The organism is uncultured Gemmiger sp. (genome assembly GCF_934561205.1).
Lineage (GTDB): Bacteria > Bacillota > Clostridia > Oscillospirales > Ruminococcaceae > Gemmiger.
In genome coordinates this window covers 33,450-57,602 of the sequence record NZ_CAKTFU010000009.1, presented here as the reverse complement: position 1 = coordinate 57,602, position 24,153 = coordinate 33,450, and the positions used below count along the sequence as shown (strand labels likewise).

Genomic DNA, 24,153 nt, shown 5'->3' with positions numbered 1-24,153 from the left:
TTCTTAGAGCAACGGGTTTGATGTTCCGTTATCTGTTATTCTTTTTCCTTTTGCCAAAAACAGCTATGGCAAAGACTGCACCGCCGATAACAGGGATAAGGGTGATCAACAATGCAGGGCTGCTTGTATGGCTGTCCTGCGGAACGGTGTCCTGAGGTGCGGGTGTTGGCGAGGGCGTGGAACTCGGCGTTGCGGTAGGTGCGGGAGTAGGGGTAGGGGTCGCCGTACTTTCGGCCGCGGGCGTTGCCGTGGGAGCCGCTGTCTTGGTCGGCGCGGGTGTTTTGGTAGGTGCCGACGTTCTGTTCGGCGCGGGCGTTTGGACAGGAGCCGCTGCGCTGACCGGCGCGGGTGTTTGGACAGCAGCCGCTGTGTTGTCCGGCGCGGGCGTTTTGGTAGGAGTCGGTGTACTGTTCGGCGTGGGCTTCGGCGTGCTGACGGCATCCTTGTGCTGCAAAGCAGCAAGGGCATCTTCGATAGCCTTCGCCATGGCGTCTACTTTGCTCTGTTCGGTAATGTTTTTGCCGCGCACAACAGCGCCGACAGCAGATTCCACAGCGGAGAAATCCTTGTAGTCATCCTTCTTCAAAGCCTTTGCCCTGGCGATGGCGGCATCTACTTTGGTGTAGTCGGCGTCTTTATATTGCAGGGCGGCAAGGGCATCCTCGATGGCCTTCGCCATGGCGTCTACTTTGCTCTGCTCGGTAATGTTCTTGCCGCGCACAACAGCGCCGACAGCGGTTTCCACAGCAGAGAAATCCTTGTAGTCATCCTTCTTCAATGCATTTGCCTTGGCAATGGCTGCGTCTACTTTGGTGTAGTCAGCACCCTTGTATTGCAGGGCGGAAACTGCATCCTCGATAGCCTTTGCCATTGCATCAACCTCTGCTTGCTGGGCTTTACTTTTTGCTCGGTCAACAGAGTTAATGGAATCTTCTACCGCAGAATAATTTGTATAAAGGCTGCTATCAAGAGCCGTTGCCCTTGCGATGGCTGCATCGACAGCTGTGTAATCAGCGGGGATGTTATTGTCATCCCACACAAAAGTTGGATGACCGATTCCGGCAACCCACTCAATGCCCGCACCGGCATTGGTTTGCAAGCCAGCAAGGACATCTGCGGAGGTGAAGTTGGAGACAGCAGTGCCGCACGATGACTGGTCAAAGGTCGGGTCGGCACCCGCAGTACCTGCATCCCAATCAACCACCAGCTTAGCAACGGCTAAGTAATTGCCTTTATTATCAGGATATGTTTCTTCATCAAGCGTTACACCATCAGGAGGGGTATCCGGCCAAATGCAGTCGGTAACATGGGTCTTTACAACAGCTGTAATCCAAGTGATATTGCCAGGCTCAGCGCCAGTGATGTTTTTTGTTGCAACTATGCAATTTTTGATTATTACGCCAGGCTTGTTCCCAGAGAAGTTTTCAAAGTTTGCACCGAGAATACCACCTACAGCTGAATAGATATTATTGCAGGAAACAGAACCACCAAACCAGCAATCAGTAATCGACGAGCTGTCCGCAGAGTTTTCCCACTGACCAATCAGCCCGCCAACGGTATCAACATGATCTTCATCGGATTCTGTACTGATAACCGTGGCGTCTGAGGCGCAGCCTTTTACTTGTGTACTCCAAGTGCATTGACCAATCAGTCCACCAACCATCTTGTCGCCAACATTGTTTTCTATTTTTCCGCTTGTATAGCAGTTTTCAACTGTGCCGCCATTGACCCAATCTGCCAAAATGCCGGCAAGTAACGAACCATCATTTGAGGCAATATCAGCGTCTATAACAAGTAAATTCTTTAATGTACCACCGTCAGAAACAACTCCGAAAAGTCCATTTCGAACAAGTTCGTCCCCAGTATAGTGATGGTACAGATTCATGATTTTATGATGTTGCCCATCAAAGGTACCAGCAAAATGTCTGACAAAGTTGTCACCATTTCCAATGGGGGTCCACTGGATGCCGGATAAGTCGAGGTCATTATCTAAGTAAATCGTTTTTCCTCCAAATAATACAGGTGTAGTTTTGTCATTGACTAACTGGGCTAAACCGGCCAACTGTTCGGCAGTGGTGAAATGGTATTCAGTATCCGTCTTATGTTCGGTGTACCAGCTTGTATCTGCCGTACCGTCCCAATTATCTACTGAAGTTCCTTCAGCAAACGCTGCCATTGGTACAAAAGTCATAACAAGGCAAAGCGTCAGCAGAAGGCTAAGAACTTTTTTCTTCATTTTCATTCCTCCTCGTGTTTTTAAATCATGAAAAATTGCTGCCGCAGTAAGTGTACCGATAAAATAGATTGAAACATCCGCAACACCTGACATTTAGGCGTAAAGTTTCGGCAGTGATCCCCCTTTCCCGCAAAAGAAAAATCCGGAAACAGGGCATAGTACACCCAGTTTCCGGATTTTATCTGACAAATTGATGTAATAGAGCTTGACACACTGAACAAAAGGCGCGATACTACCGCCGAGCCGAGCCGAGCCGAGCCGAGCCGAGCCATTTTCGCACCATTCACGGACATTGTCAAGCCCTCCTTTCAAAATTGCGATATATATACTATATTATTGTAGCAGACTTATCTTAAAATCGCAAGCAGTTGTTCAAAATATTGTTGTTCTCCACACAAAAAAGCCGCCTTTTCAGCTTGATATTTCCGCACCTTTATTTGGCCGCAGGGCGGCGCGGTACTCGCTGGGGGTGATGCCGTACAGCGCGCGGAAGCTCTTCAAAAAGCTGCTGTAATTCGTAAAGCCGCTGGCGGTGCAGGCGTCCAGCACGCTGAACCCCGCCGCAATGGCGTTGCGGCAGTGCTGCATACGCAGGTTGGTCAGGTAGCCGTGTACGCTTTCCAGCGTGTACTCCTTAAATACGCGGGACAGATGCTCGCGGCTGGTGTAGGTATATCTGGCAAGCTGCGCGACGGTCAGCTGCGGGTCGGTGTAGTTGGCTTGCAGGTAGGCAACCGCCTTGGCGACCAGCAGGCTGGTGGCGGAGGGCGGCGGCGCGGTGTGCCGCCCGTGAATGATATGGCTGAACAGCAACAGCAGCTCGGTGACCTCGCACAGTTCAACGGCTTGGCGCATCGGTGCCTCCAGCCCGGCCGCCAGCGCCATACGCTGCAGCAAGCCGCTCAAATCCCATTGCAGCACCGCGTTTGCGTCCAGTATCACCGGCTCGCTGCCCCAAAATTGCTCGGTCAGCCCGCTTTGCGCCATCGCCTTCTTCCAGATATCGGCGGAAATCTGCACCACCAAACGCTCCGATGTGTCAGCTGTAATGTTGAACTTGCCGGAGTGGAACACCTCGCCGGAAAACAAAATCAGCTCGCCCAGGTGTAAGTCGTAGACGCTGCCGCCGACGGAATACCGCACACTGCTGCCCGAAACAGGCAAGATCAACTCGTAATACGGGTGCGAGTGTACGACGGACTGACTGTTGGACTGGTTGGTATACAACGCGACCTCCACATCGCCGCCCTGCAGCGAGGTGGCGGCCTTTTCTTTTGTCAAAACAGAATCAACGTAGTGCGGCATTTTTTGCACAAGCATAGCTGAACCCTCCGCCGAAAAATCTCTTTGCTGCGATTATATCACATTTTGCGACATTTGTGCCACAAAAAGCAGAGATATTTCGCAATGGATTTGATATTATAATGACGAGATAAGGCGACAAACACATATATACCAAAAATATGCGCGCATTTTTGTGCAATATTGCTAGTTTTCGCCGCAAGCATCCCCCAGCCAAACAGGGGGCACCGCAAAAAGAGAAAGGGGAAAAACTATGAAAGTGTGCTACACCGGCGGCACCGTCCGGGACTGCGGCAGCTACTACGCCGTTGCCACCAACGCGGCAGAGCTGCGCATCTGGTTTTTGACTGACGATATCCTGCGCATCCGCGCCGGGTTTGACGGCGACTGGGACGAAGCCTCCTACAGCCTGACGATGACCGCGTGGGAATCCCGCACCGATGCCCTGATGCGGGACTGCCGCAAGCGCGTACAGCCCGCCGACGCCATTCTGACCGACGGCGACAAGCAGGCCGTGATCCAAGGCAGCCGCCTGAAGGTCGTGATTGAAAAGGCGCCTTTCCGCATTTTGGTTTACGACAGGGACGGCAGCCTGCTGCACGCGGACATTCCCGATCTTGCCTACCGCGAGGACAGCAACCACCGCCGCATCCACGCCAGCCAGATCGAAGCCGATGACTGCTTCTACGGCTTTGGCGAGAAATCCGGCGAGATCAACAAGGCTGAAAAGTTTATGAATATGGCGCCCGGCGACGCCATGGGCTACAACGCCAAGGAAACCGACTCGCTGTACAAGCACATCCCGTTTTACATCCGCCTGAACCGCAGCACCAAGCAGGCGGTCGGCTACTTTTACCACAACACCGCCGAGTGCGATTTCAATATGGGGCGCGAAAAGCGCAACTATTGGCATCGCTATTCCACCTACCGCACCGACGCGGGCGACATTGACCTGTTCCTGATCGCAGGTCCCGCCATCCGCGACATCATCGAGCGCTACACCGACCTGACCGGCAAGAGCGTTATGCTGCCCAAGGCGGCGCTCGGCTACCTCGGCAGCTCGATGTACTACCCCGAACTGCCCGAAAACAGCGACGACGCGGTGCTGGATTTCATCGACACCACCCGCGAGGAGGGCATCCCCGCCGACGGGTTCCAGCTTTCCAGCGGCTACTGCGCTGTTGAAACGGCCGAGGGCATCAAGCGCTGCACCTTTACCTGGAACCACAAGCGCTTTAAGGACCCGGCAGACTGGTTTGCCCAGATGGACAAGCGCGGCATCGTGGTTTCGCCCAACATCAAGCCCGGTATGCTGCTGGTTCACCCGCTGCTGGACGAGATGAAGCAGAAGGGGATGTTCCTGCCCGCCTCTGACGACAACGCCGGCGTCGATGGCCTGGCCGTCGGCACATGGTGGGGCGGTCCCGGACTGTTCGTGGACTACACGAAGGAATCCACCCGTCTGCACTGGAAGCAGTACATCAAGGACGCCCTGCTGCAGTACGGCTGCCGTTCGATCTGGAACGACAACTGCGAGTATGACTCGCTGGTAGACAAGGACGCCAAGGTCTATTTTGAGGGCAAGGGCAGCACCATCGGCACGATGAAGCCGGTTATGAGCAACCTGATGTGCCAGCTTTCCAACGAGGCCATTGAGGAATACGACCCCGACTGCCGCCCCTTCTCGGTCTGCCGTTCGGGTCACGCGGGCATCCAGCGCTACGCACAGGTCTGGGCGGGCGACAACCTGACCTGCTGGGATACCTTAAAATACAACATTGCCACGATTTTGGGCATGGCGCTGTGCGGTGTGTCCAACCACGGCTGCGACATCGGCGGCTTCTTCGGCCCTGCGCCGGAGGGTGAACTGTTCGTGCGCTGGGTGCAGAACGGCATCTTCCAGCCGCGCTTCTCCATCCATTCGACCAACACCGACAACACCGTCACCGAGCCGTGGATGTACAGCGACAAAAAGCAGTACATCAAGGACGCTATCGACTTCCGCTACAAGCTCAGCCCGACGCTCTACGCACTGATGGAGCGCGCCCACGAAAACGGTCTGCCCATCTGGCAGCCGACCTTTGCGGTGTTCCAGAACGATGCCGCTACCTATGACGAGGGCGTTGACTTTATGTTCGGTGACAGCCTGCTGGTTGCCAACGTTGTGGAGAAGGGTCAGACCGTGCGCCCCGTCTACCTGCCCCGGACCGAGAACGAAAACGAGCGCTTCTACGACTTTTACACCCACGAGGGCTACACCCCCGGGCAGACGGTCAACGTCCCCGTTGAGCTGGGCAGCATCCCGCTGTTTGTGCGCAGCGGCGCCATTTTGCCGATGAGCGACACCCCTTTGCACAACCTGATGACCGAAAAGACCACCGCCCTCAACATTTTGATGGCGCCGGATGTGGATTCGGAATTCACGATGTACGAGGACGACGGGCGCACCAACGACTACCGCAACGGCGCGTATCTGAAAACCAAGATCGCTGTACAGGCGGGCGTCAAGACGGTCGTGCGCTTTACGAACGAGGGCCATTACGAAACGGCGGTCGAGAATGTCAGCCTGGATGTCATTCACCGCGAAAAGTCCCCGTTCTATGTGCAGCTGGACGGCAAGGAGCTGCCGCACTTCCTGCACCGCCGCAAGTTTGAGGAGGCGGAAAGCGGCTGGTATTACAGCCAGCGCTTAAAGAGCGTACAGATCAAGTATCCGAACCCCAAGAAGGACTACGAGGTCCTGATTTCGTTCGAGCAGTTTGACCTGATCGGTATGTAACAGAGAGTGGAAAGTATATAAGGTCAGTAAAAAACCAACGCATCACAACCCACAAGAAGGAGAAACGCTATGTTCAAAAAAATTGCAGCCCTGAGCGCTGCGGCGGTGCTGGGTGCCGGGCTTATGACCGGCTGCGGTGCCACCGCCGCGACCGACACCGGCTACAGCGCCGAAAACCCGCTGGTTCTGACGCTGGCGCACGGTCTGTCTGAAACGCACACCGTCCATATCGCCATGACCCAGTTTGCCGAGGAGGTCAACGAAAAGACCGACGGGCGCATTCAGGTCAAGATTTTCCCCAACGGTCAGCTGGGCAGCGAAAACGAAAACCTCGAACAGCTGCAGGCAGGCGTCATCGCCATGACCAAGGTTTCCGCGCCCGGTCTTGCCACCTACAACGAGGCGTACAACGCCTTTGGTCTGCCCTATATCTTTGAGGACACGCAGGATTTCTACCACGTTATGGACTCGCAGGAGATGCAGGACTTCTTCCTCTCCACCGGGGAGGACGGCTTTGTCACGCTGACCTACTACACCTCCGGCGCACGTTCCTTCTACACCAAGGATAAGGCCATCCGCACCCCGGCAGACCTCAAGGGTCTTAAGATCCGCGTGCAGGATATGAAAAGCCAGACCGATATGATGAGCTACCTCGGCGGCATTCCCGTTGCTATGTCCTACGGCGATGTGTACACCTCGCTGCAGACCGGCATCATCGACGGCACCGAGAACAACGAAACCGCCCTGACCACCGGCAAGCATGGCGAGGTCTGCAAGGTCTACTCGGTTGACCAGCACGCCATGATCCCCGACGTTCTGATCATGAGCGAAAAGGTCTGGAAAACCATCAGCCCCGAGGATCAGCAGATCCTCTTGGAGGCTGCCCACGATTCCACCGACGCCCACAAGGTTATGTGGGACACCGCCGTGGAGGAAGCCGTCAAGGAAGCGCAGGAAACCATGGGCGTGACCTTTGTCTACGATGTGGACAAGCAGGCTTTCCGCGACGCCACCCAGCCGATGATCGAAGCCTACGAGGAGCAGTATCCCGGCGTCAAGACGCTGCTGGACACTGTGGAAGCCGCAAGAGGGGAGGAGTAAGTGATGAAAAACACCTTTGCTGCCATCAAATTCTGGATGGACAAAATTTTGAGCATCGCCTGCGCCGTGCTGCTTACTTTTATGACGGTGCTGGTTCTGATTCAGGTTTTCTCCCGCTATGTCCTCAACAGCCCTGTTGCCTTTACCGAGGAGCTGGTTCGTTACAGCCTGATTTGGACGGGCTTTATCGGCGCCGCCTACGCCTTTTCCACCCGCGAGCATATGTCGCTGACGCTGGTGCGCGACAAGTTCACCGGCAAGGCTCACACCGCCCTGCTGGTTGCCATTGACGGTCTGATTTTGCTGATGGCGATCTTCGTATTCACCATCGGCGGCTTCAAGCTGGCCGTGTCTGCCAGCCGCGAGTTCTCGGCACTGCTGGGCATTCCCCGCAGTCTGGTTTATTCCATCGCCCCGATTTCCGGCGTGTTTATTGTGCTGGCGCAGATCATCAATATCTATGAGGATATCACCGGCGAAAAAGTCGATTCTAAGGAGGGCGCAGAACAATGAGTATCACTATGACCACCGTTATCCTGTTTGCCGTGTTCGGCATCCTGCTGTTCCTCGGCGTGCCGATCTCCATCAGCATTGTGGCGTCCTCCATCGTGACCGCCATGTCCACGCTGTCCTGGGATCAGATCACCTTTATCACGATGCAGAAGATGAACTCCGGCGTTGAGAGCTTTTCTCTGCTGGCTGTGCCGCTGTTCATTCTGGCGGGCAACATTATGAACAACGGCGGCATTGCCAAGCGCCTTGTCAACTTTGCCCAGCTGTTTGTCGGCAAGATCCCCGGTTCCATGGCTCAGGCGAACATCTTGGGCAATATGCTGTTCGGCGCGCTGTCCGGTTCCTCCGTTGCCGCTGCGTCCGCCATGGGCGGCTGCATCAGCCCCATTGAGGAAGAAAACGGCTACGACCCCGCTTACTCCGCTGCTGCCAACATTGCCTCTGCCCCCACGGGTCTGCTGATCCCCCCGACCTCCGCTTTCATCGTCTACTCCACCGTCGCGGGCGGCGTATCCATCTCCACCCTGTTTATGGCAGGCTACATTCCCGGCATTCTGATGGGTCTGTGCTGCATGATCGTTGCCTTTATCGGCGCCAAAAAGGCGGGTATGAAGGCCACCGGCTTTGACCGCAGCCAGAGCGTGCTGAAAACCATCTGGGACGCCGTACCCAGCCTGCTGCTGATCGTCATCGTGATCGGCGGCATCGTCTCCGGCGTGTTCACCGCCACCGAGGGTGCCGGCATCGCCGTGCTGTACTGCCTGATCCTCTCCATCATTTACAAGAGCATCGACTTCAAGGGCTTCCTCGATATCCTGTTGAACTCCGCCAAGACCAGCGGCATCATCCTGTTCCTGATTTCCGCTTCCTCCGCGATGTCCTTTGTTATGGCGTACTCCGGCATTCCCGCCGCCATCTCCAACGGTCTGATGAGCCTGACCGACAACAAGTACATCATCTTCCTGCTGATGAACATCATCCTGCTGGTCATCGGTATGTTTATGGACATCACACCCGCCATCCTGATTTTCACCCCGATTTTCCTGCCCATCGCCACCAGCTTCGGCATGACCGAAATTCAGTTCGGCGTTATGCTGATCTTCAATATGTGCCTGGGCAACATCACCCCGCCGGTCGGCTCGGTTCTGTTTGTCGGCTGCGGCATTGGACACGTTTCCATCGAGCAGGTCACCTCCAAGCTGATTCCGTACTTTGTGGCGCTGGTTGCCGCGCTGCTGGCAGTCACCTACATTCCGGCGCTGTCCTTGGGTCTGCCCAGTCTGATGCATCTGATCTGATTTCCTCCCTTTTTCTCTTTCTTTTTCCTTTCCCATGCCAAAAGCCGCCCACAAAGGGCGGCTTTTGTGATATAATGGAGAAAATATGTTTCTTCGGAGGAAACCATGTCACAAAACAGCACCATGGATTTAACCAAGGGCGCACCGATGCGCCAGCTGCTGATGTTCTCGCTGCCGCTTGTGGCGGGCACGCTGTTTCAGCAGCTGTATTCCTTTGTCGATACCATGATGGTAGGGCGCCTTTTGGGCGAGCAGGCGCTTGCCGCCGTAGGCTGCACCCATTCGCTGGGGTTTCTTGTCCTCGGCTTTGTACAGGGCTGCTGCATCGGCTTTGGCATTCCGCTGGCGCAGGCAGTCGGCGGCAGGAACCATACAGAATTCCGGCGCTTTTTCTGGAACGGCTGCTGGCTCTGCGGCGTGCTGGCACTGGTGATGACGCTGCTTACCGTAAGCATGACGCACCCGCTGCTGCAGATGATCCAAACCCCCGCCGATATTTTTGGTGACGCCGCTATTTATGTCCGCATCGTCTTTTGGGGCATCCCGGCAGGCATTGTCTACAACTTTTGCGCGGGTGCGCTGCGCGCCGCGGGCGATTCCCGCCATCCGACGCTCTTCTTGCTGATTTCCAGTTTTCTGAACATCGCGCTGGATTATCTCTTGATTGCTGTCATCCCCATGGGCGTGGCGGGCGCAGCGCTGGCAACGGTACTCAGCCAGCTTGTCAGCGCACTGCTGAACCTCGGCTGGCTGTTCTGCAAGACGGATCTTTTGCACAACAGCGAGGGGCTGCGCGGCATTTCCGGCCCCCATATGCGGGAGCTTTGCCGCGTCGGTCTGCCGATGGGGTTTGAGTATTCGGTTTCCGCCATCGGTGCGGTCATTTTGCAGGGTTCCATCAATGCGCTGGGCACCGCCGCCATTGCCGGGCAGACGGCGGGCGACAAGATCCGCCAGATGTTCACCCTGCCGATGGAATCGGTCGGTATGGGCATGGCGACCTACGCCGGGCAAAATGACGGCGCCAAAAATTATGACCGCATCCGGCAGGGCATCCGCGCCGGTCTTGCCATCCAGTGGATCTACTGCGCCGCCGCGTGGGCTGTTATTTTTGTCGGCAAGGGTGCGTTCACCTGCCTTGTGCTGGGCAGCACTGCCGACGCCGCCGCTGCGTTCTCGGTGCAGTATCTGGGCATCATCAGCTGCCTGTTCTGCTTCCACGGCGCACTTATGATCTTCCGCAACACCCTGCAGGGTATGGGCTACAGCCTGCACGCCGTGCTGAGCGGTGTGGGCGAGCTGGTCGGCCGCGCCGTCTGCGGCTGGGCAGCCGTCAAGACCGGCAGCTTTGTGGGTATTTGTCTGGCCAGCCCCGCCGCTTGGGCGCTGGCACTTGTGTATTGCAGCGTTATGACCGTCCTGTTCCTGCGCAAAAGGACCCGGCAGGCAGCACAGACGGTTGGCGCGGAATAATAGAGGTATCTGTTATGAAAATTATTGATTCTCATGTACATCTTGTGCAGTGCATCGCCGGAACTGAGGCAAACGGGGAAATGCGTTCCTGCGGACAAGGGCGGGGCATCTGTGCCGACGGCACGGTGTATGAGCTGATCCCCGCCGAATGGCACACCGACACTGTTACCCCCGAGCGTGTGCTGCAAGTTATGGACGCCCACAAGGTGGAGCGTGCCGTGCTTTTGCAGGGCGGTTTTCTTGGATTTCAAAACCTCTACAGCTGGCAGGCGCAAGAAAAGTACCCGCATCGCTTTCTGGCAGCGGGGGCGTATGACCCGTACAGCCGCAGCCGCGATAAAATCGTTCAGCATCTGTTTGAGGATCTGGCGCTGCGGGTCGTAAAGTTTGAGGTTTCCACCGGCTCCGGGCTGATGGCAAACCATCCTGTATTTTCGCTGGACGGCGAAATGATGGAGCGCGAGCTGTCTTTTGCCGAGCAGCACCGCCTTGTGGTGGTTATCGACATCGGCAAGCTGGGCAGCCCCAGCAGCCAGATCGACGCTTTGCGGCGCGCGGTTTTGCGGCATCCCAAGGTGAAATTTGTCGTGTGTCATCTGCTGGCGCCAAAGCAGAGTGAGCTGTCCCTGATGGCTGCCGGGCTGGATGCACTGCACCTGCCGAATGTCTGGTTTGATTTGGCATCGCTGCAGCACAATGTACGCCCCGATGAAGCACCCTACCCGGTGACACGCGCCTTTATCCACAAGGCCATAGAAATCGTAGGGGCGGAGCGTCTGCTTTTCGGCACCGACTTGCCGTCCAATCTGTGCAAATTCCGCTATGCGGACATGGTAAATACCATAGCCGAGGATACGGTTCTTGCCGAAGAACAGCGGCAGTGCATCTTGTATAACAATGCACTGGATGTATTCTGGGACGGAAAATAAGCCCGCTTAGAATTGCGCGGAATTGCCTCAAACTTATGTATAACTTTTGGATTTTTTCTTGTCTATTCCATACAATTAGCGTACAATAGAGAAAAGGCAATCGAAAGAGGGGTTATGCTATGCAAGTAAACCAAACGGTCAAAATTATTTCGGACAGCACCTGTGACCTTTCGCAGGAGCTTTTAGAAAAATACGGCATCGACATTCTGCCGCTGCATATCCTGTTGGGCGATGCAGAGTACCGCGACGGAAAGGATATCTCGCCGGACAGTATATTCAGCTGGGCAGATGCAAACAAAGCTACGCCGAAAACCTCGGCACCTTCCTTGGAAGATGCCGTAACGCTGCTGCGCCCTTATGTTGCGGAGGGGCGTGAGGTGATTTGTTTTTCCATCTCCGGCAGTATGTCCACTTCCGGCAACGTTATGCGCCTTGCCGCAGAGGAGCTGGACGCTTCCGCGCTGGTCACGGTGATCGACTCTGAGAATCTTTCTACCGGTATCGGGCTTCTTGTCATAGAAGCTGCCATTCTGGCAGGGCAGGGGCATTCGGCAGCGGAAATCACCGCTGCGATTCAGGATATCATCCCTAAGGTTCGTGCCAGCTTTGTGGTGGATACGCTGGTATACTTATGGCGCGGCGGGCGATGCAATGCCGTGGCGGCACTGGCCGGCAGCGCGCTGAAGCTGCACCCCAAGATCGTGGTGGAAAACGGCGCCATGCACGCCACAAAGAAGTACCGTGGGAAAATCGACACCGCCATTATGAGCTATGTAAAGGATCTGGAATCCGACCTGAAAGCCGCCCGAACCGACAGGGTTTTTATTACGCACTCCGGTTGCAGCCGCGAGGTGGTCGAGGAAGTCCGTGCCTATCTGGAAAGCCTGCATAGATTCCGCGAAATTCACGAAACAAGAGCCGGGGGTGTCATCTCCAGCCACTGCGGGCCGGGCACACTCGGCGTGCTGTTTATTGCGAACTGAAACAAGCTGCAGCCGGCAGGCCCAAAAGCTTAATTTTCATAAGTTTTTGCATTCAAATACTTGACGAAAGCAAATTTATTCGCTACAATTGTTAAATAAAAAGGCGAAGATGCCCGTTCGGGGGCATCTTCGCCTTTTTTATTTCATGATGGAAAAGGGGATCGGCAGTCCATGCAGGAACTTATAGCACATTGGGATAGTATCAACCGCCAACTGGCGCGTTACGGCGTTAAATTTGGTATTTACAAAAACGGTTCTTTTCAAGAGAGACTCTTTCCCTTTGACCCGTTGCCGCGCATTATCACGGCAGAGGAATTTGCGACGCTGGACAAGGGACTTGTGCAGCGTGTCACGGCGCTGAATCTGTTTTTGCGGGATCTGTATGGGGATAAAAAAATCATTCGGGAGGGCGTTGTGCCGGAGGATTTTGCTTTTGCGGGGTCGGGGTATCTGCCCGTGTGTGACGGCTTCACACCGCCCAAGGGCATTTACAGCCATATATCCGGCATTGATCTGGTGCAGGGCAAGAATGGCGGCTGGTTCATTCTGGAGGATAACCTGCGGATTCCCTCCGGTGCATCTTATCCGCTGATTGCGCGGGAGCTTTGCCGTCGCTGCAGCCCCGCCACCTTCCGCAGCAATGACATTGCGGACAACCGCCAATATGGCAGCCTTCTGCGCGGCGTTATGGACAATGTGAACACCGGCGGCATCAACGTGATCTTTACGCCGGGTCGCTACAACGCAGCCTATTTTGAGCACAGCTATCTGGCAGAGCAGACGGGGGCCGTTCTTGCCGAATCCGGGGATTTGTTTGTGGAAAACAACAAGGTCTATTACCGCGGGCAACAGGGGCCGGAACTGGTCGGCGCAATTTACCGCCGCATCAGCGACGAGTATCTGGACCCGACGACCTTCCTGCCGGAAAGCCTGATCGGCATCCCCGGTGTTATGGGGGCATACCGCGCCGGTAATGTGGCGCTGCTGAATGCCCCCGGCAACGGCGCGGCGGATGACAAGGGCATCTACTATTTTGTGCCTAAGATGATCCGCTACTATCTGGGCGAGGAGCCAATTTTGCACAACGCGCCGACCTACTTGCCTTTTTATGAAAAAGATCGCAGCTATGTGTTGGCAAACCTGGAAAAGCTGGTCGTCAAGGATGTGGCGGAGGCCGGCGGCTACGGCGTAGTATTCGGGCGCGACCTCACAAAGGAAAATCTTGTCGATCTTGCCGATTTGATCCAGCACGAGCCGAGGCGTTTTATCGCGCAGGAGGTCATCGACTTCAAGGATCTGCCCATCATGGAAAACAGCGAAGAAGTGCCGCGCAAGGCGGATTTGCGCGCCTTTGTGCTGACCGGTGCGAAAACAACGGTATGGCCCAGCGGCCTGACGCGGTTCAGCCGTGACGCAGACAGCTTTGTGGTAAACAGTTCGCAAGGAGGAAGGTTTAAAGACACATGGGTACTGTCACATTAAATAAAACAAATCGTATGTATTGGCTGGGGCGCTATCTGGAGCGGGTCTACACGACGCTGAAGACCACACGCCCGCTGTTTGATGCTTACACGGATGGCAGAGAGGCAGATTTTACCGCCTACTGCATGTCCCTTGGCATTTCTGCAGATTACCGCGACACCGCCGATTTTATCAGCCGGTATTATTTTGATGCCGAAAACCCATCGTCCATTGCAGCATCGCTCAGCTATGCGTATGACAATGCCATTGTCCTGCGGGAAATGCTTTCTTCCGAAACGCTGGCTTATGTGCAGATGGCGGTATCCGCGATGGAGCTTGCTGCCAAGAGCAGCGGCCCTGCCGTGGAATTGCAGTGGGTGCTGGACGATATTATGGCGTTTCGCGGGGCGTGCGAAGAAAAGATAGCGGACGATAAAAACCGCGGCATCATCAAGACGGGTGCCAGTCTGGAGAGGGTAGACCTCTACCTGCGGCTGGACTACCCGCAGGAGGCAGTCCGGAAGGAATTTGAACGCCTTTTTAACCGCCTGTATAAAGCACCGCTGAAGCCCGCCAAAGAGCCGCTTGCCATGCTGGTGGATGCCCTTCTGGATACCGAAAAGCCAACCCCGTCTGTTCCTGTTCTGGTACGGGCAGTGGAGGAACTTTTTCCCAATAGATAAGGTGATGCGGGCGGGAAGTTCTGCGCCGCAGATAAAAACACAATGAAACGCTTAAAATTTTCTTTTGATACAACCGTACAGTATTCGGCGCCCGTGACAGGGCATCAGCTTGCACTGCGCTGTGTGCCGATGACCGATGCGGTGCAGCAGCTGGAAAAATGCGCAGTCACAGTAGAACCCGGCGCATTGCCGCAGCCCTTGCAGGATGGCTTTGGAAATACCGTCTACTGGTACAGCGCGTTAGAGCCGCACAAGGAATTGCGATACGCCAGCAGCGGTGTGACTGTTGTGGATAAAAACAGGGCGGACAAGGCAGCGCCGAACCCGGCGTTCCGCTGTCCCGGTCTGCGCACCCAGCCGGGACGGACGCTGCGGCAGGTATCCTCCGCTATGCCAAAAGCCGGAACCTATGAGGCTGCCGAGGCACTCTGCCATGCTGTACACAGCTTGCTGCAATACACGCCCGGTGTGACCGACAATACCACCACGGCGGAGGAGGCTCTGCACGGCGGCCTCGGTGTGTGTCAGGATTATGCGCAGGTGTTTGTGGCACTGGCACGGCTTGCAGGGTGGTCTGCCCGGTATTGCATGGGACTCAGCGTAGGGGAGGGTGCCACCCATGCGTGGGCAGAGATCTATTACAAGGACCATTGGCAGGGATTTGACCCCACACGCGACTGCGCTGCCGATGAACGGTATCTGCGCTTCGGCGTCGGGCGGGATTCTGCTGACTGCCCCGTAGAGCAGGGCATCTTCTTTGGCAGCGCAGCCCAGAGCCAGAGTATCCGTATGCGGGTAACAGAATTATAAAGGGGGAGGGAAAGATGGATCAAATTGTAGCCGATTTAGGGCTTTCTGTGCATGAGCAGTGGGAGCTGCATAAAAATCATATAACCCCTTTGCCGGAAAACGACGACGGCAAACGGATCTGTGTTGTGACAGGCATCCACGGTGATGAGCTGGAAGGGCAGTATGTGGCGTTCCTTCTAAATCAGGAGCTTCAGCAGCATCCCGAACACTTACGCGGCACCGTTGATATTTATCCCGCATTGAACCCGCTGGGCATCAACACGATCCAACGCGGTGTGCCGCTGTTCGATCTGGATATGAACCGCATATTCCCCGGCGCTACGGACGGTCCCGCCGCAGAGTACATGGCCCATGAGGCTATCGAGGATATGCGCGGTGCGGACCTGGCGATCGACATCCACGCCTCCAACATATATCTGCGGGAGATGCCGCAGGTTCGCATATCGGAGGAAACTGCGGATGCGCTGGTGCCGCTGGCGCGGGAGCTGAACATTGATTTTGTATGGGTCCATGCCGCCGCGACGGTGCTGCAAAGCACGCTGGCCCACAGCTTAAATGAGATCGGCACGAACTGCCTTGTTGTCGAGATGGGTGTGGGTATGCGCCTGACCCCCGGATACGGAGAACAGCTGACGCAGGGGATTCTAAATCTGATGCACACACAGGGCATGTGGGCAGGTCCGGTCATGCGTCCCCGCACGCCCATCGTAAGCCGGGATAAGGTCGCGTTCCTGAATGCGGATGCATCGGGCATTTTTGTGCCGGAAACCGTTCACAGCGGCAAGGTGCAGGCAGGGCAGTGTCTGGGAATCATTGCGGACCCCCTGACGGGTACGGTTCGGCAGAAGGTCACCGCGCCGGTGGACGGATTGCTTTTTACCCTGCGGGAATACCCTGTGGTTTGCCCCGGCAGCCTGCTGGCGCGCATCTTGATGGAGGGGGAAACACAATGAAACAGGAAATTTTCTACGAGATGGAAACACCCTACCGCCAGCCCTTTCGCCTTGAAGGCCTCCGCTTCGGTGAGGGCGAACACTCCTGCGCGATCGTGGGCGGTATACGCGGCAACGAGATCCAGCAGATGTATGTCTGCGCACGCCTTGTCAAGACATTAACGGCGATGGAAAAGCAGGGGATGATCCTGCAGGGACACGAGATACTGGTCATTCCCTGCGTGAACCGCTATTCTATGAATGTGGGAAAACGGTTCTGGACGATGGACAATACAGACATCAACCGTATGTTCCCCGGCTATATGCAGGGAGAAACGACCCAGCGCATTGCGGGTGCTCTCTTTGATGCGGTCAGGGGCTACCGCTATGGGATCCACTTTGCCAGCTTCTACCTGCCGGGTGACTTTGTTCCCCATGTGCGCATTATGGATACCGGCTATCAGACCTCGTCACTGGGCAACCTGTTCGGGCTGCCTTATGTGGTCATGCGCACGCCAAAGCCGATCGACACCACCACCCTGAACTATAACTGGCAGATCTGGGAGAGCAATGCGTTCAGCATCTATACCAAGGAAACGGCAAATATAGACGAGGAAAGCGCAACGCAGGCGGTGAGTGCCGTACTGCGGTATCTGAGCCGTGTCGGTGTGGTGAAGTATGCCTGCCACAACGGATACCTTTCCACAGTTATCAACGAGAACGACCTTGCCACGGTGCTGACACCGGCCGGGGGAATTTTCCGTGCGCTGCGCGTACCGGGGCAGGAGGTGGAGTACGGAGATACGATAGGGGAAATCCTCGATCCGTTCACAGCGCAAGTCGTGGCTCCGGTGACCGCCACCACCAGCGGGCTTGTATTCTTTGCCATGGATAAGCCGCTTGTGCTGGAACATGAAGTGGCATTCAAACTTATCCGCAGGCTACACGCCTGAGGAATGAGTATGGATCGAGGATGCCCCGCAGCGGTGCGGATTCGACTTCCGTATCTCCTTGCAATGATGAAAAAAATGGGAGGCCGATATCATGTATCGACCTCCTTCACTTTTTGGTGGCGTTAAAAATGGGTTTCAGGGTGTCCCTGAACGATACAAATGGGTCCCATATGCAATGCTTGCTAACCGTCGCTCCCGCGCCGGTTACCCCCTTTCGGGGACTTTGCATCGCTTGGCAATGTACAGAGGATACGGGTACAACTTCTTATTCTTTATTGTCAAAATCAGTACTTTGTTTTGTCAAACTGTGATATAATAAGCTCAAACACACTTCGTGCCGTTTTCTGAGGAGGTGCAACAACGCATGCCGTTACAAATTGTTCGAAATGATATAACGAAGATGTCCGTCGATGCCATCGTAAATGCTGCCAATAGTTCGCTGCTTGGTGGTGGGGGAGTCGATGGCTGCATCCATCGCTCTGCCGGTCCGGAGCTTCTGGCGGAATGCCGAACGCTGCACGGATGCAAAACCGGTGATGCAAAAATCACAAAAGGATACCGGCTGCCCTGCAAATACATCATACATACAGTGGGACCCGTCTGGAATGGTGGACATAGCGGGGAAGAACAAGCGCTGATTTCCTGCTATCAGCGTTCCTTAGAACTTGCCAAAGAGTATGGCTGCGAGTCTATTGCGTTTCCTTTGATTTCGTCCGGCATATACGGCTATCCCAAAGACAAGGCTCTCAAAATCGCTACAAGTACCATCACTGCATTTTTGGAAAAGAACGATATGCAGGCATACATTGTCGTATTCGATAAGTGCGCATATCAAATCAGCAGCAAACTGTACTCTGATATTGCTGCATACATTGACGACCACTATGTGGATATCCATGATGACCGGCTCCTCTGCAAGCTAAGCCGAAAAAGCCCTGTCGTGAGCGAATCTTTCGCCTTCGAAGCGCCCCCGATCTGCGGAGCACCTGCTCCTTCCGAACCATCGTCTCTTGAGGTGGTTGTAAATCAACTGGATGAGAGCTTTTCTGAAATGCTTCTTCGCAAGATCGACGAAAAGGGAATGACAGACTCTCAATGCTATAGGAACGCAAACATCGACCGTAAGCTGTTTTCCAAGATTCGCAATGACAAATTCTATAAGCCCCGAAAAACAACCGTTCTTGCCTTTGCGTTAGCACTAAAACTCCCATTGGCAGAAATCAAGGAAATGTTGGAGAAGGCCGGATTTGCCTTGTCTCACTCCAACAAAGCAGATGTGATCGTAGAGTATTTCATTCAGCAAGGAAATTACAACGTATTCGAAATCAATGAGGCTCTCTTCGCTTTTGACCAGCAGCTGATTGGTGCATGATGTCGCTTTCAAAGCGACCAAATCCATTCTTCTGATAACTATAATAGGGATACAAGGAAGGCAAACAGCTTCCAAGTATCCCTATTATACTTACCGGAGGTTTTATTATGAAAAAGGATCTGACCGAACTCGTGTTCATTCTCGACCGCAGCGGCTCCATGAGTGGTTTGGAAGCCGATACGATCGGCGGTTTCAACTCAATGATTGCCAAACAGAAGAAGGAACCCGGAGAGGCTTTGGTTTCAACGGTGCTGTTCGACAGCTATTCTGAAGTGATCCACGACCGACTGAAGCTTGAAAATGTACCGGCTCTTACCGAAAAGGAATATCAGGTTCGTGGTTGCACTGCTTTGCTTGATGCCATCGGTGGTGCTATACATCACATTGCAAACATCCACAAATATGCCCAACCTGAGGATGTTCCTGAGCACACGCTGCTTATTATCACAACGGACGGGATGGAAAATGCAAGCCGACATTACAGCGTGGAAAAAGTGCGCTCCATGATTGAATCCGAGAAATCAAGGCACGGTTGGGAGTTCCTGTTCCTCGGCGCCAACATCGATGCCGTTGAAACGGCTCGGCATATGGGTATCGATGCTGATCACGCCGCAGACTACTGCTGCGATTCTGTTGGTACTGCGGTCAACTACGAATGCCTCAACAAAGCAGTCTCTGCCGTTCGCTGTGCTGCTCCTATAAGCACTGCATGGAAGAAAGCCATTGAGGATGACTATAAGCGCCGCAAGAAGTAAAACGTTAAAAAGTGCAAGTGACAAAGAAGTAAAATTGTGGAAATACGATTGTTTTCTCCCCCTACGTTTCGCTAAACCTGAATTTAGCGAAACGCGCTCAACGATCTTAATATATCACTTCCCCGACTTGGATTGGCAATTTTTTTGCTTGTCACTTGCATTTTTTAACGCAATTTTGCAGGACTTAATGCAAGATGCAGCTTTTAGTTTTGCAAATAGGTGTAAATGCGTTTTATAATAATGTATCATTGTTTCCTACAATGCGGCTGCTTTTATATAGAGGTAGCCATTATGAAACACAAGCATTTAGCCTATGAAGACCGTCTTGTCATCCAGCAGGAGTTGGAAAACAGTACATCTCTCCACAAGATCGCTCAGCGTCTGTGTAAGAGCGATTCTACAATCTCCCGCGAAATCATCCGCAACCGCTATCAAGTCAAAACCAGCGCTAACCACACCGCGCTCTGTGCCCATGTAAATGTCTGCGCGATGGTAAACCTTTGCAGCGCCGATTGTAACCGTACAAGCTGCGCTGATTGTGCCGAGGTCTGTCTCTCGCCACGCTGCCCGGACTACCAGCCGAGCCACTGCACACGCCTTACCAAAGCTCCGCACTGCTGCAACGGCTGCCCACAGTGGGCTGCTAGGACCTGTCGGGATGTCAAATTCCGTTACGATGCAAAACGCGCGCAGGTCGTTGCAGATGACCTGCTGAGCGAATCTCGCAGGGATGTGTCCTTGCAGCCGGAAGAACTGCAATATCTGGATGACCTCGTTTCCCCACAACTGCTGAACCGCCAATCTGTTCATGTTGTGTTTGCTACCAGCAAGGACAAACTTCCCTGCTGTGAACGGACGCTGTACAACTATGTTGACAAATGCCTGCTGACAGCACGCAATCTGGATATGCCGCGCAAGGTTCGTTTTAAGACTCGCTACAAGCACAAAACCCGCGGCGCAAATGATGTGGAGTTTTCAAAGGGACGTACATACGAAGATTTCAAAGCTTTTATGGAAAGCAATCCGGATGTTTCTGTTTGTGAAATGGACACTGTTATTGGTCGTCCGGGAGGCAAAGCATTGCTGACGCTCATTTTTCGCAGCTGCAATTTGATGCTTGCTATTTTACTGGAACGCGATACGCAGGATTGCGTGATTGAAGCGCTGAATACATTGTATGTAACGATGGGTGCCGCTGCCTTTCGCAAGCTGTTTGGCGTGATTCTTACTGACCGAGGCACGGAATTTCGCAATGTCTACGGAATTGAACACGCGGATAACGGAAAGGCACGCACTCAGGTGTTTTTCTGTGACCCCTATTGTTCTTGGCAAAAGGGCAGCGTAGAAAAGAACCACGAGTTTATTTGCCAAATTTTACCCAAAAGTACCTCTTTTGACTGCTTGACACAGGATGCCGTTGACCTGATGATGAGTCATATTAACAGCTATCCTAGAGCGCGTTTGCATGACAAATCGCCCATTGAAGTTGCTGAATTCCTTATGGGGTCGCAGTTGCTTACCAAATTCGATCTGAGGAAAATTCCGGCCATGGATATTCAACTACGCCCCTCACTGCTGAAAAAATGCAGAATTTCAGCCCCGAAGCAAGAACTGCTGCAATAACTGACGTACCAAACCGGATGGTATTGCCAGGAAAAACTTAGCAATACCTTTTAATGTAAAAATGTTGCACCCCGCCGCAATTGTAGGACTTAATGCAATATTTCTGAAACAAGGGAAATTTGCGTTAAGTCTTGCAAAATAGCGCAGCTTTCCCTGTTTGCTATACAGAAAATGCTTCTCAATGTCGATTTCTCCGCAGTTATAACTTAAAATGCACTTGTTTATTTGCCCCAAAGATTGCGTTTACCTTTGCAAAAAATACCTGACAGTAGAATTTTGCATTAAGTTTTGCAAGTAACGCTTTGAAGAATCTATGAATCACTTGCCATAGTGGACACGGCTGATATTATAAAAAATCCAGCGTTCAAAACGCCGGATTCCGAGCCGAGTTATTTTCCAAGCACAATGGATAGCTTGATTTCTTTTTCCGTTTCGCTCAGGTCGAAATCGCCACCATCGGCAACGGTCACGCGCAGCTCATAGAGTACACCGTCCGTCAGCTCAGTGACAGCCGCGCCGGTTTCGTCCGTGATCGACCACAGCTCGGAGACAACCTTTGCCAGCTTGCCGTCTGCACCATAGGCGTAGAGCGTCAAATCGGAGACGTTGCCGGATAGGTTATTCATACGGAAGGCTACCGTGGTACTGGGATGCACATTGCGGATGGTCGCGGTGTTGCACCAGCTTGCAACCGTACCTTCGCCGCCGTCCTGTGCAAACTGATCCTGCGAAAGGACATTTCTTGCCGCCTGATCGAGATCGACCTCGCGGTACGGAAGCTCGGGCAGATAGACAAAGCGGTCCTGCAGGCGAAGCAGCTCCAGATAGCCGGTCGGGCAGTAGAGTGCATTTCCGCTGTTGCCGGTGTACATACCGATGGCCATATTGTTGTAGCCGTACTTGTTGGATACATCCATCGTAAAGACGGTTTCGCCGGTAGCAAAGTCAAGAATGATATACTGCCACATACCCGTGGTCAGATCCTGCACATAGCCGTAGATATAGCCCGTTGCTGTGGAAAGCTTCATGATCGAGGTGTCGCTCAAGTCATTTCGGGTCCAGATGCTCTTCATCTCGTACCCGCTGTCGGTCTTTACGGTGTCCACGCGCTCGACGCCGGGGGCAATCATGGCATTGCCCTTCATCAGCCAATTCTGGTCATAGATGTTGGCGTAGCTCTGGATCGAAGAATCGTTGTTGGGGTCGGCAAGACCTGCGTTGCCTGCGCCGAACCAGTTGCATACAATCGTGCTGACCGTACCCTCGCCATCATCGTAGACGATGGCAGAGTTCTCGATTGCCACCTGATAGCCATCGGGTAGATCATCAAGCACCGGCATTTTTGCCACGACCTCACCGGTTTTCATGTCGAGCGCAAGAAGATTCACGGGGTCTGCATTGTCGGTGAACATCACAAGGTTCGGCGTCAACGTCGGAGAGCAACCGCCGCCCCATGCAAGACCGCCGCCGGTGGTCTTATCGCCTTCTCCGCTGACCTTCGCGCCGACGCTCTCATACGGTGTACACCAGACAGCCTCAACGCCATGGTTGGCGCGCAGCAGATAGCAATTCATGTTGGTCAGAATGACCGCGCCGTCTTTGGAAGCGGCGATGCCGTTCTCCGCGCCCTCACCGGGCGTCAGCTCGTAGACGAAAACCGCCTTCGACAGGTCGGTCTGCTCACCGTTGAGAATCGCTTCGATTGCTGAATGAGCGATGTAGCCGAGAACACCCTGCTGCTGGCGCTCGGGGTAGATGCGGAAGCCGCCGGTGGCGAACCAGAGGTTCCCATCGTAATCAAAGACCACGGAAAGAAGATTCTGTGTCAATTCCTTGCCGAGCGCGTTCTCTGCCGCTGCCTTGATGTCGATGTCGAGTACCTTTTCAAACTCGGGAAGGACATTGCCCGCCTCATCCGTTGTGCGGAGCATCAGTACATGGTTGTTGCTGGTCGGGCAGACGATGCGGTTTTCAGCGTCCAGAAAAGTATAGGAGCTTTGGATCAGGTAGTTGCCGCCGTCATGCTGCTTCGGGGAAAAATAACCGAGCGTCGTTGTTTCTTCCGCATTCAGATTGCGGATGGCGATGCCGCCGAGCAGCGGAACGACTGCGTGACCGTAGCTGTCAAAGTAAATGGCGGGCGATGCATTCGGATTTGTCGTTTCATAGGAAACGTGAATCTCCGGATAGATGCCGAGCGGCAGGATCTCATCGGTTGAATCGGTGTTATAGCCGTCGTGATGGATGTTCGCATCACTTTTTGCCATGTAAGGGTTTTCCTCGACCTGTTTGGGCTGCAGAGCCTTCACGGGAAGCGCACCGGATACCGGCGCAGAAGGTGCCGCTGTCTCAGCAGGTGCAGCGGCAGCAGTCGGTGAAGGTGTTGCGGTATCCTGTGCCGGTGTCTGTGCTGCGCTGCAGGCTGCCATCGACAGGGTCAGGGTTCCTGCCAGCAGGAAACTACATACAGATGGAATCGGGTTTCTCTTTTTCATCGGTGATCCTCCTTGCTATGTTGGTTGTGATCCGCTCGGTACGAAGCAGACGGTTGTTTTTCCTCTACCCATGCACAAAGTCCTTGCCGAAACGCTTCTTCCGTTATCGGCTCCAGCAGAAAGTAGTCCACGCGCAGCCGAAATGCGTGCAGGGAAAAATCCAGCTCGCTGCACCAGATGATGCGCGTTTCCGGAAAAAGCGCTCGCAGGTGTTCCACCGCATTTAGCCCATCCACACCCGGAAGGGCAATTACAGCATTGGTCGGCGCATTTTTGCGCGTGACCTCAAAGAACACCTCCTGCCCGCGGTAGCAATCTACCTTCGGGAACAGACCGCGCTCGGAGCAGAACCGCGAAAGCTGCTCTGTGTAAAAAATCTCCTGTGTTTCATTCTTTGTCAGCACGGCAATGTGGTACATAGCGCTCCGCCCTCCTCCCCTTTTTCCTGCCGTCGT

At 54.2% G+C, this 24,153-nt stretch carries 19 protein-coding genes; 15 read left to right on the top strand and 4 right to left on the bottom strand.

All coding sequences use genetic code 11. The features are described 5' to 3' along the window. Window positions 1–28: 28 nt before the first annotated feature. Both Q0I19_RS07220 and Q0I19_RS07215 read right to left on the bottom strand, forming a co-directional pair. Window positions 29–2,236 carry a hypothetical protein gene (locus Q0I19_RS07220; RefSeq protein WP_296023497.1) on the bottom strand — a complete coding sequence of 736 codons (2,208 nt, stop codon included), beginning with the start codon at window positions 2,234–2,236 and terminating at the stop codon, window positions 29–31. Between the two features lie 411 nt (window positions 2,237–2,647). After that, window positions 2,648–3,556, bottom strand: a complete 909-nt coding sequence (locus Q0I19_RS07215; protein WP_294760738.1) for an AraC family transcriptional regulator — start codon at window positions 3,554–3,556, stop codon at window positions 2,648–2,650. 235 nt (window positions 3,557–3,791) lie between these two features. Between Q0I19_RS07215 and Q0I19_RS07210 the strand changes: the two genes are divergently transcribed. The 15 genes from Q0I19_RS07210 to Q0I19_RS07140 all read left to right on the top strand — a co-directional run bounded on the left by Q0I19_RS07210 (window position 3,792) and on the right by Q0I19_RS07140 (window position 21,203). Continuing rightward, entirely contained in the window at window positions 3,792–6,317 is a 2,526-nt protein-coding gene (locus tag Q0I19_RS07210) for a TIM-barrel domain-containing protein (protein WP_294760739.1), read from the top strand. 69 nt (window positions 6,318–6,386) lie between these two features. Continuing rightward, window positions 6,387–7,418 carry a TRAP transporter substrate-binding protein gene (locus Q0I19_RS07205; protein WP_294760740.1) on the top strand — a complete coding sequence of 344 codons (1,032 nt, stop codon included), beginning with the start codon at window positions 6,387–6,389 and terminating at the stop codon, window positions 7,416–7,418. A gap of 3 nt (window positions 7,419–7,421) precedes the next feature. Then, window positions 7,422–7,931, top strand: coding sequence for a TRAP transporter small permease (locus tag Q0I19_RS07200; RefSeq protein ID WP_294760741.1), 510 nt, complete (start codon window positions 7,422–7,424; stop codon window positions 7,929–7,931). Beyond that, window positions 7,928–9,229, top strand: a complete 1,302-nt coding sequence (locus Q0I19_RS07195; protein WP_294760742.1) for a TRAP transporter large permease — start codon at window positions 7,928–7,930, stop codon at window positions 9,227–9,229. Before Q0I19_RS07200 ends, Q0I19_RS07195 begins: the two co-directional genes overlap by 4 nt. 105 nt (window positions 9,230–9,334) lie before the next feature. Beyond that, window positions 9,335–10,702: an MATE family efflux transporter gene (locus Q0I19_RS07190; RefSeq protein ID WP_294760743.1), complete on the top strand. Its 1,368-nt coding sequence runs from the start codon at window positions 9,335–9,337 to the stop codon at window positions 10,700–10,702. Between the two features lie 14 nt (window positions 10,703–10,716). Continuing rightward, window positions 10,717–11,631 carry an amidohydrolase family protein gene (locus tag Q0I19_RS07185; protein WP_294760744.1) on the top strand — a complete coding sequence of 305 codons (915 nt, stop codon included), beginning with the start codon at window positions 10,717–10,719 and terminating at the stop codon, window positions 11,629–11,631. Between the two features lie 119 nt (window positions 11,632–11,750). Then, the gene (locus tag Q0I19_RS07180) at window positions 11,751–12,614 is read left to right on the top strand and encodes a DegV family protein (protein WP_294760745.1); all 864 of its coding nucleotides are present in this window, start codon (window positions 11,751–11,753) and stop codon (window positions 12,612–12,614) included. A 171-nt stretch (window positions 12,615–12,785) separates the two neighbouring features. Beyond that, on the top strand, window positions 12,786–14,096 hold the full coding sequence (locus Q0I19_RS07175; RefSeq protein WP_294760746.1) for a circularly permuted type 2 ATP-grasp protein: 1,311 nt from the start codon (window positions 12,786–12,788) through the stop codon (window positions 14,094–14,096). After that, window positions 14,078–14,758: an alpha-E domain-containing protein gene (locus Q0I19_RS07170; protein WP_294760747.1), complete on the top strand. Its 681-nt coding sequence runs from the start codon at window positions 14,078–14,080 to the stop codon at window positions 14,756–14,758. The genes Q0I19_RS07175 and Q0I19_RS07170 overlap by 19 nt, the downstream gene beginning before the upstream one ends. Before the next feature lie 42 nt (window positions 14,759–14,800). Next, window positions 14,801–15,568 (top strand): transglutaminase family protein, encoded by a 768-nt coding sequence (locus tag Q0I19_RS07165; protein WP_294760748.1) that lies wholly within the window; start codon window positions 14,801–14,803, stop codon window positions 15,566–15,568. 14 nt (window positions 15,569–15,582) lie between these two features. Then, on the top strand, window positions 15,583–16,521 hold the full coding sequence (locus tag Q0I19_RS07160; RefSeq protein ID WP_294760749.1) for a M14 family metallopeptidase: 939 nt from the start codon (window positions 15,583–15,585) through the stop codon (window positions 16,519–16,521). Continuing rightward, window positions 16,518–17,453 carry a M14 family metallopeptidase gene (locus Q0I19_RS07155; protein ID WP_294760750.1) on the top strand — a complete coding sequence of 312 codons (936 nt, stop codon included), beginning with the start codon at window positions 16,518–16,520 and terminating at the stop codon, window positions 17,451–17,453. The genes Q0I19_RS07160 and Q0I19_RS07155 overlap by 4 nt, the downstream gene beginning before the upstream one ends. A 364-nt stretch (window positions 17,454–17,817) precedes the next feature. After that, window positions 17,818–18,825 (top strand): O-acetyl-ADP-ribose deacetylase, encoded by a 1,008-nt coding sequence (locus Q0I19_RS07150; protein ID WP_294760751.1) that lies wholly within the window; start codon window positions 17,818–17,820, stop codon window positions 18,823–18,825. Between the two features lie 107 nt (window positions 18,826–18,932). Further along, window positions 18,933–19,580: a vWA domain-containing protein gene (locus Q0I19_RS07145; protein ID WP_294760752.1), complete on the top strand. Its 648-nt coding sequence runs from the start codon at window positions 18,933–18,935 to the stop codon at window positions 19,578–19,580. 291 nt (window positions 19,581–19,871) lie between these two features. Beyond that, window positions 19,872–21,203, top strand: a complete 1,332-nt coding sequence (locus Q0I19_RS07140) for an IS30 family transposase (RefSeq protein ID WP_294760753.1) — start codon at window positions 19,872–19,874, stop codon at window positions 21,201–21,203. Window positions 21,204–21,592: 389 nt separating this feature from the next. On the opposite strand, the gene Q0I19_RS07135 is transcribed toward Q0I19_RS07140, so the two are convergent. Together Q0I19_RS07135 and Q0I19_RS07130 are read right to left on the bottom strand one after the other, a co-directional pair. Then, window positions 21,593–23,698, bottom strand: coding sequence for a hypothetical protein (locus Q0I19_RS07135; protein WP_294760754.1), 2,106 nt, complete (start codon window positions 23,696–23,698; stop codon window positions 21,593–21,595). Then, a complete protein-coding gene (locus Q0I19_RS07130) occupies window positions 23,695–24,117 on the bottom strand; it encodes a response regulator (protein ID WP_294760756.1) in 423 nt (140 codons plus the stop codon). The genes Q0I19_RS07135 and Q0I19_RS07130 overlap by 4 nt, the downstream gene beginning before the upstream one ends. Window positions 24,118–24,153 lie beyond the last annotated feature (36 nt).

Bases quoted from the DNA above. Each gene is read 5' to 3' on its own strand.
- Q0I19_RS07220 (WP_296023497.1), bottom strand. From the start codon at position 2,236: ATGAAGAAAAAAGTTCTTAGCCTTCTGCTGACGCTTTGCCTTGTTATG.
- Q0I19_RS07215 (WP_294760738.1), bottom strand. From the start codon at position 3,556: ATGCTTGTGCAAAAAATGCCGCACTACGTTGATTCTGTTTTGACAAAA.
- Q0I19_RS07210 (WP_294760739.1), top strand. From the start codon at position 3,792: ATGAAAGTGTGCTACACCGGCGGCACCGTCCGGGACTGCGGCAGCTAC.
- Q0I19_RS07205 (WP_294760740.1), top strand. From the start codon at position 6,387: ATGTTCAAAAAAATTGCAGCCCTGAGCGCTGCGGCGGTGCTGGGTGCC.
- Q0I19_RS07200 (WP_294760741.1), top strand. From the start codon at position 7,422: ATGAAAAACACCTTTGCTGCCATCAAATTCTGGATGGACAAAATTTTG.
- Q0I19_RS07195 (WP_294760742.1), top strand. From the start codon at position 7,928: ATGAGTATCACTATGACCACCGTTATCCTGTTTGCCGTGTTCGGCATC.
- Q0I19_RS07190 (WP_294760743.1), top strand. From the start codon at position 9,335: ATGTCACAAAACAGCACCATGGATTTAACCAAGGGCGCACCGATGCGC.
- Q0I19_RS07185 (WP_294760744.1), top strand. From the start codon at position 10,717: ATGAAAATTATTGATTCTCATGTACATCTTGTGCAGTGCATCGCCGGA.
- Q0I19_RS07180 (WP_294760745.1), top strand. From the start codon at position 11,751: ATGCAAGTAAACCAAACGGTCAAAATTATTTCGGACAGCACCTGTGAC.
- Q0I19_RS07175 (WP_294760746.1), top strand. From the start codon at position 12,786: ATGCAGGAACTTATAGCACATTGGGATAGTATCAACCGCCAACTGGCG.
- Q0I19_RS07170 (WP_294760747.1), top strand. From the start codon at position 14,078: ATGGGTACTGTCACATTAAATAAAACAAATCGTATGTATTGGCTGGGG.
- Q0I19_RS07165 (WP_294760748.1), top strand. From the start codon at position 14,801: ATGAAACGCTTAAAATTTTCTTTTGATACAACCGTACAGTATTCGGCG.
- Q0I19_RS07160 (WP_294760749.1), top strand. From the start codon at position 15,583: ATGGATCAAATTGTAGCCGATTTAGGGCTTTCTGTGCATGAGCAGTGG.
- Q0I19_RS07155 (WP_294760750.1), top strand. From the start codon at position 16,518: ATGAAACAGGAAATTTTCTACGAGATGGAAACACCCTACCGCCAGCCC.
- Q0I19_RS07150 (WP_294760751.1), top strand. From the start codon at position 17,818: ATGCCGTTACAAATTGTTCGAAATGATATAACGAAGATGTCCGTCGAT.
- Q0I19_RS07145 (WP_294760752.1), top strand. From the start codon at position 18,933: ATGAAAAAGGATCTGACCGAACTCGTGTTCATTCTCGACCGCAGCGGC.
- Q0I19_RS07140 (WP_294760753.1), top strand. From the start codon at position 19,872: ATGAAACACAAGCATTTAGCCTATGAAGACCGTCTTGTCATCCAGCAG.
- Q0I19_RS07135 (WP_294760754.1), bottom strand. From the start codon at position 23,698: ATGAAAAAGAGAAACCCGATTCCATCTGTATGTAGTTTCCTGCTGGCA.
- Q0I19_RS07130 (WP_294760756.1), bottom strand. From the start codon at position 24,117: ATGTACCACATTGCCGTGCTGACAAAGAATGAAACACAGGAGATTTTT.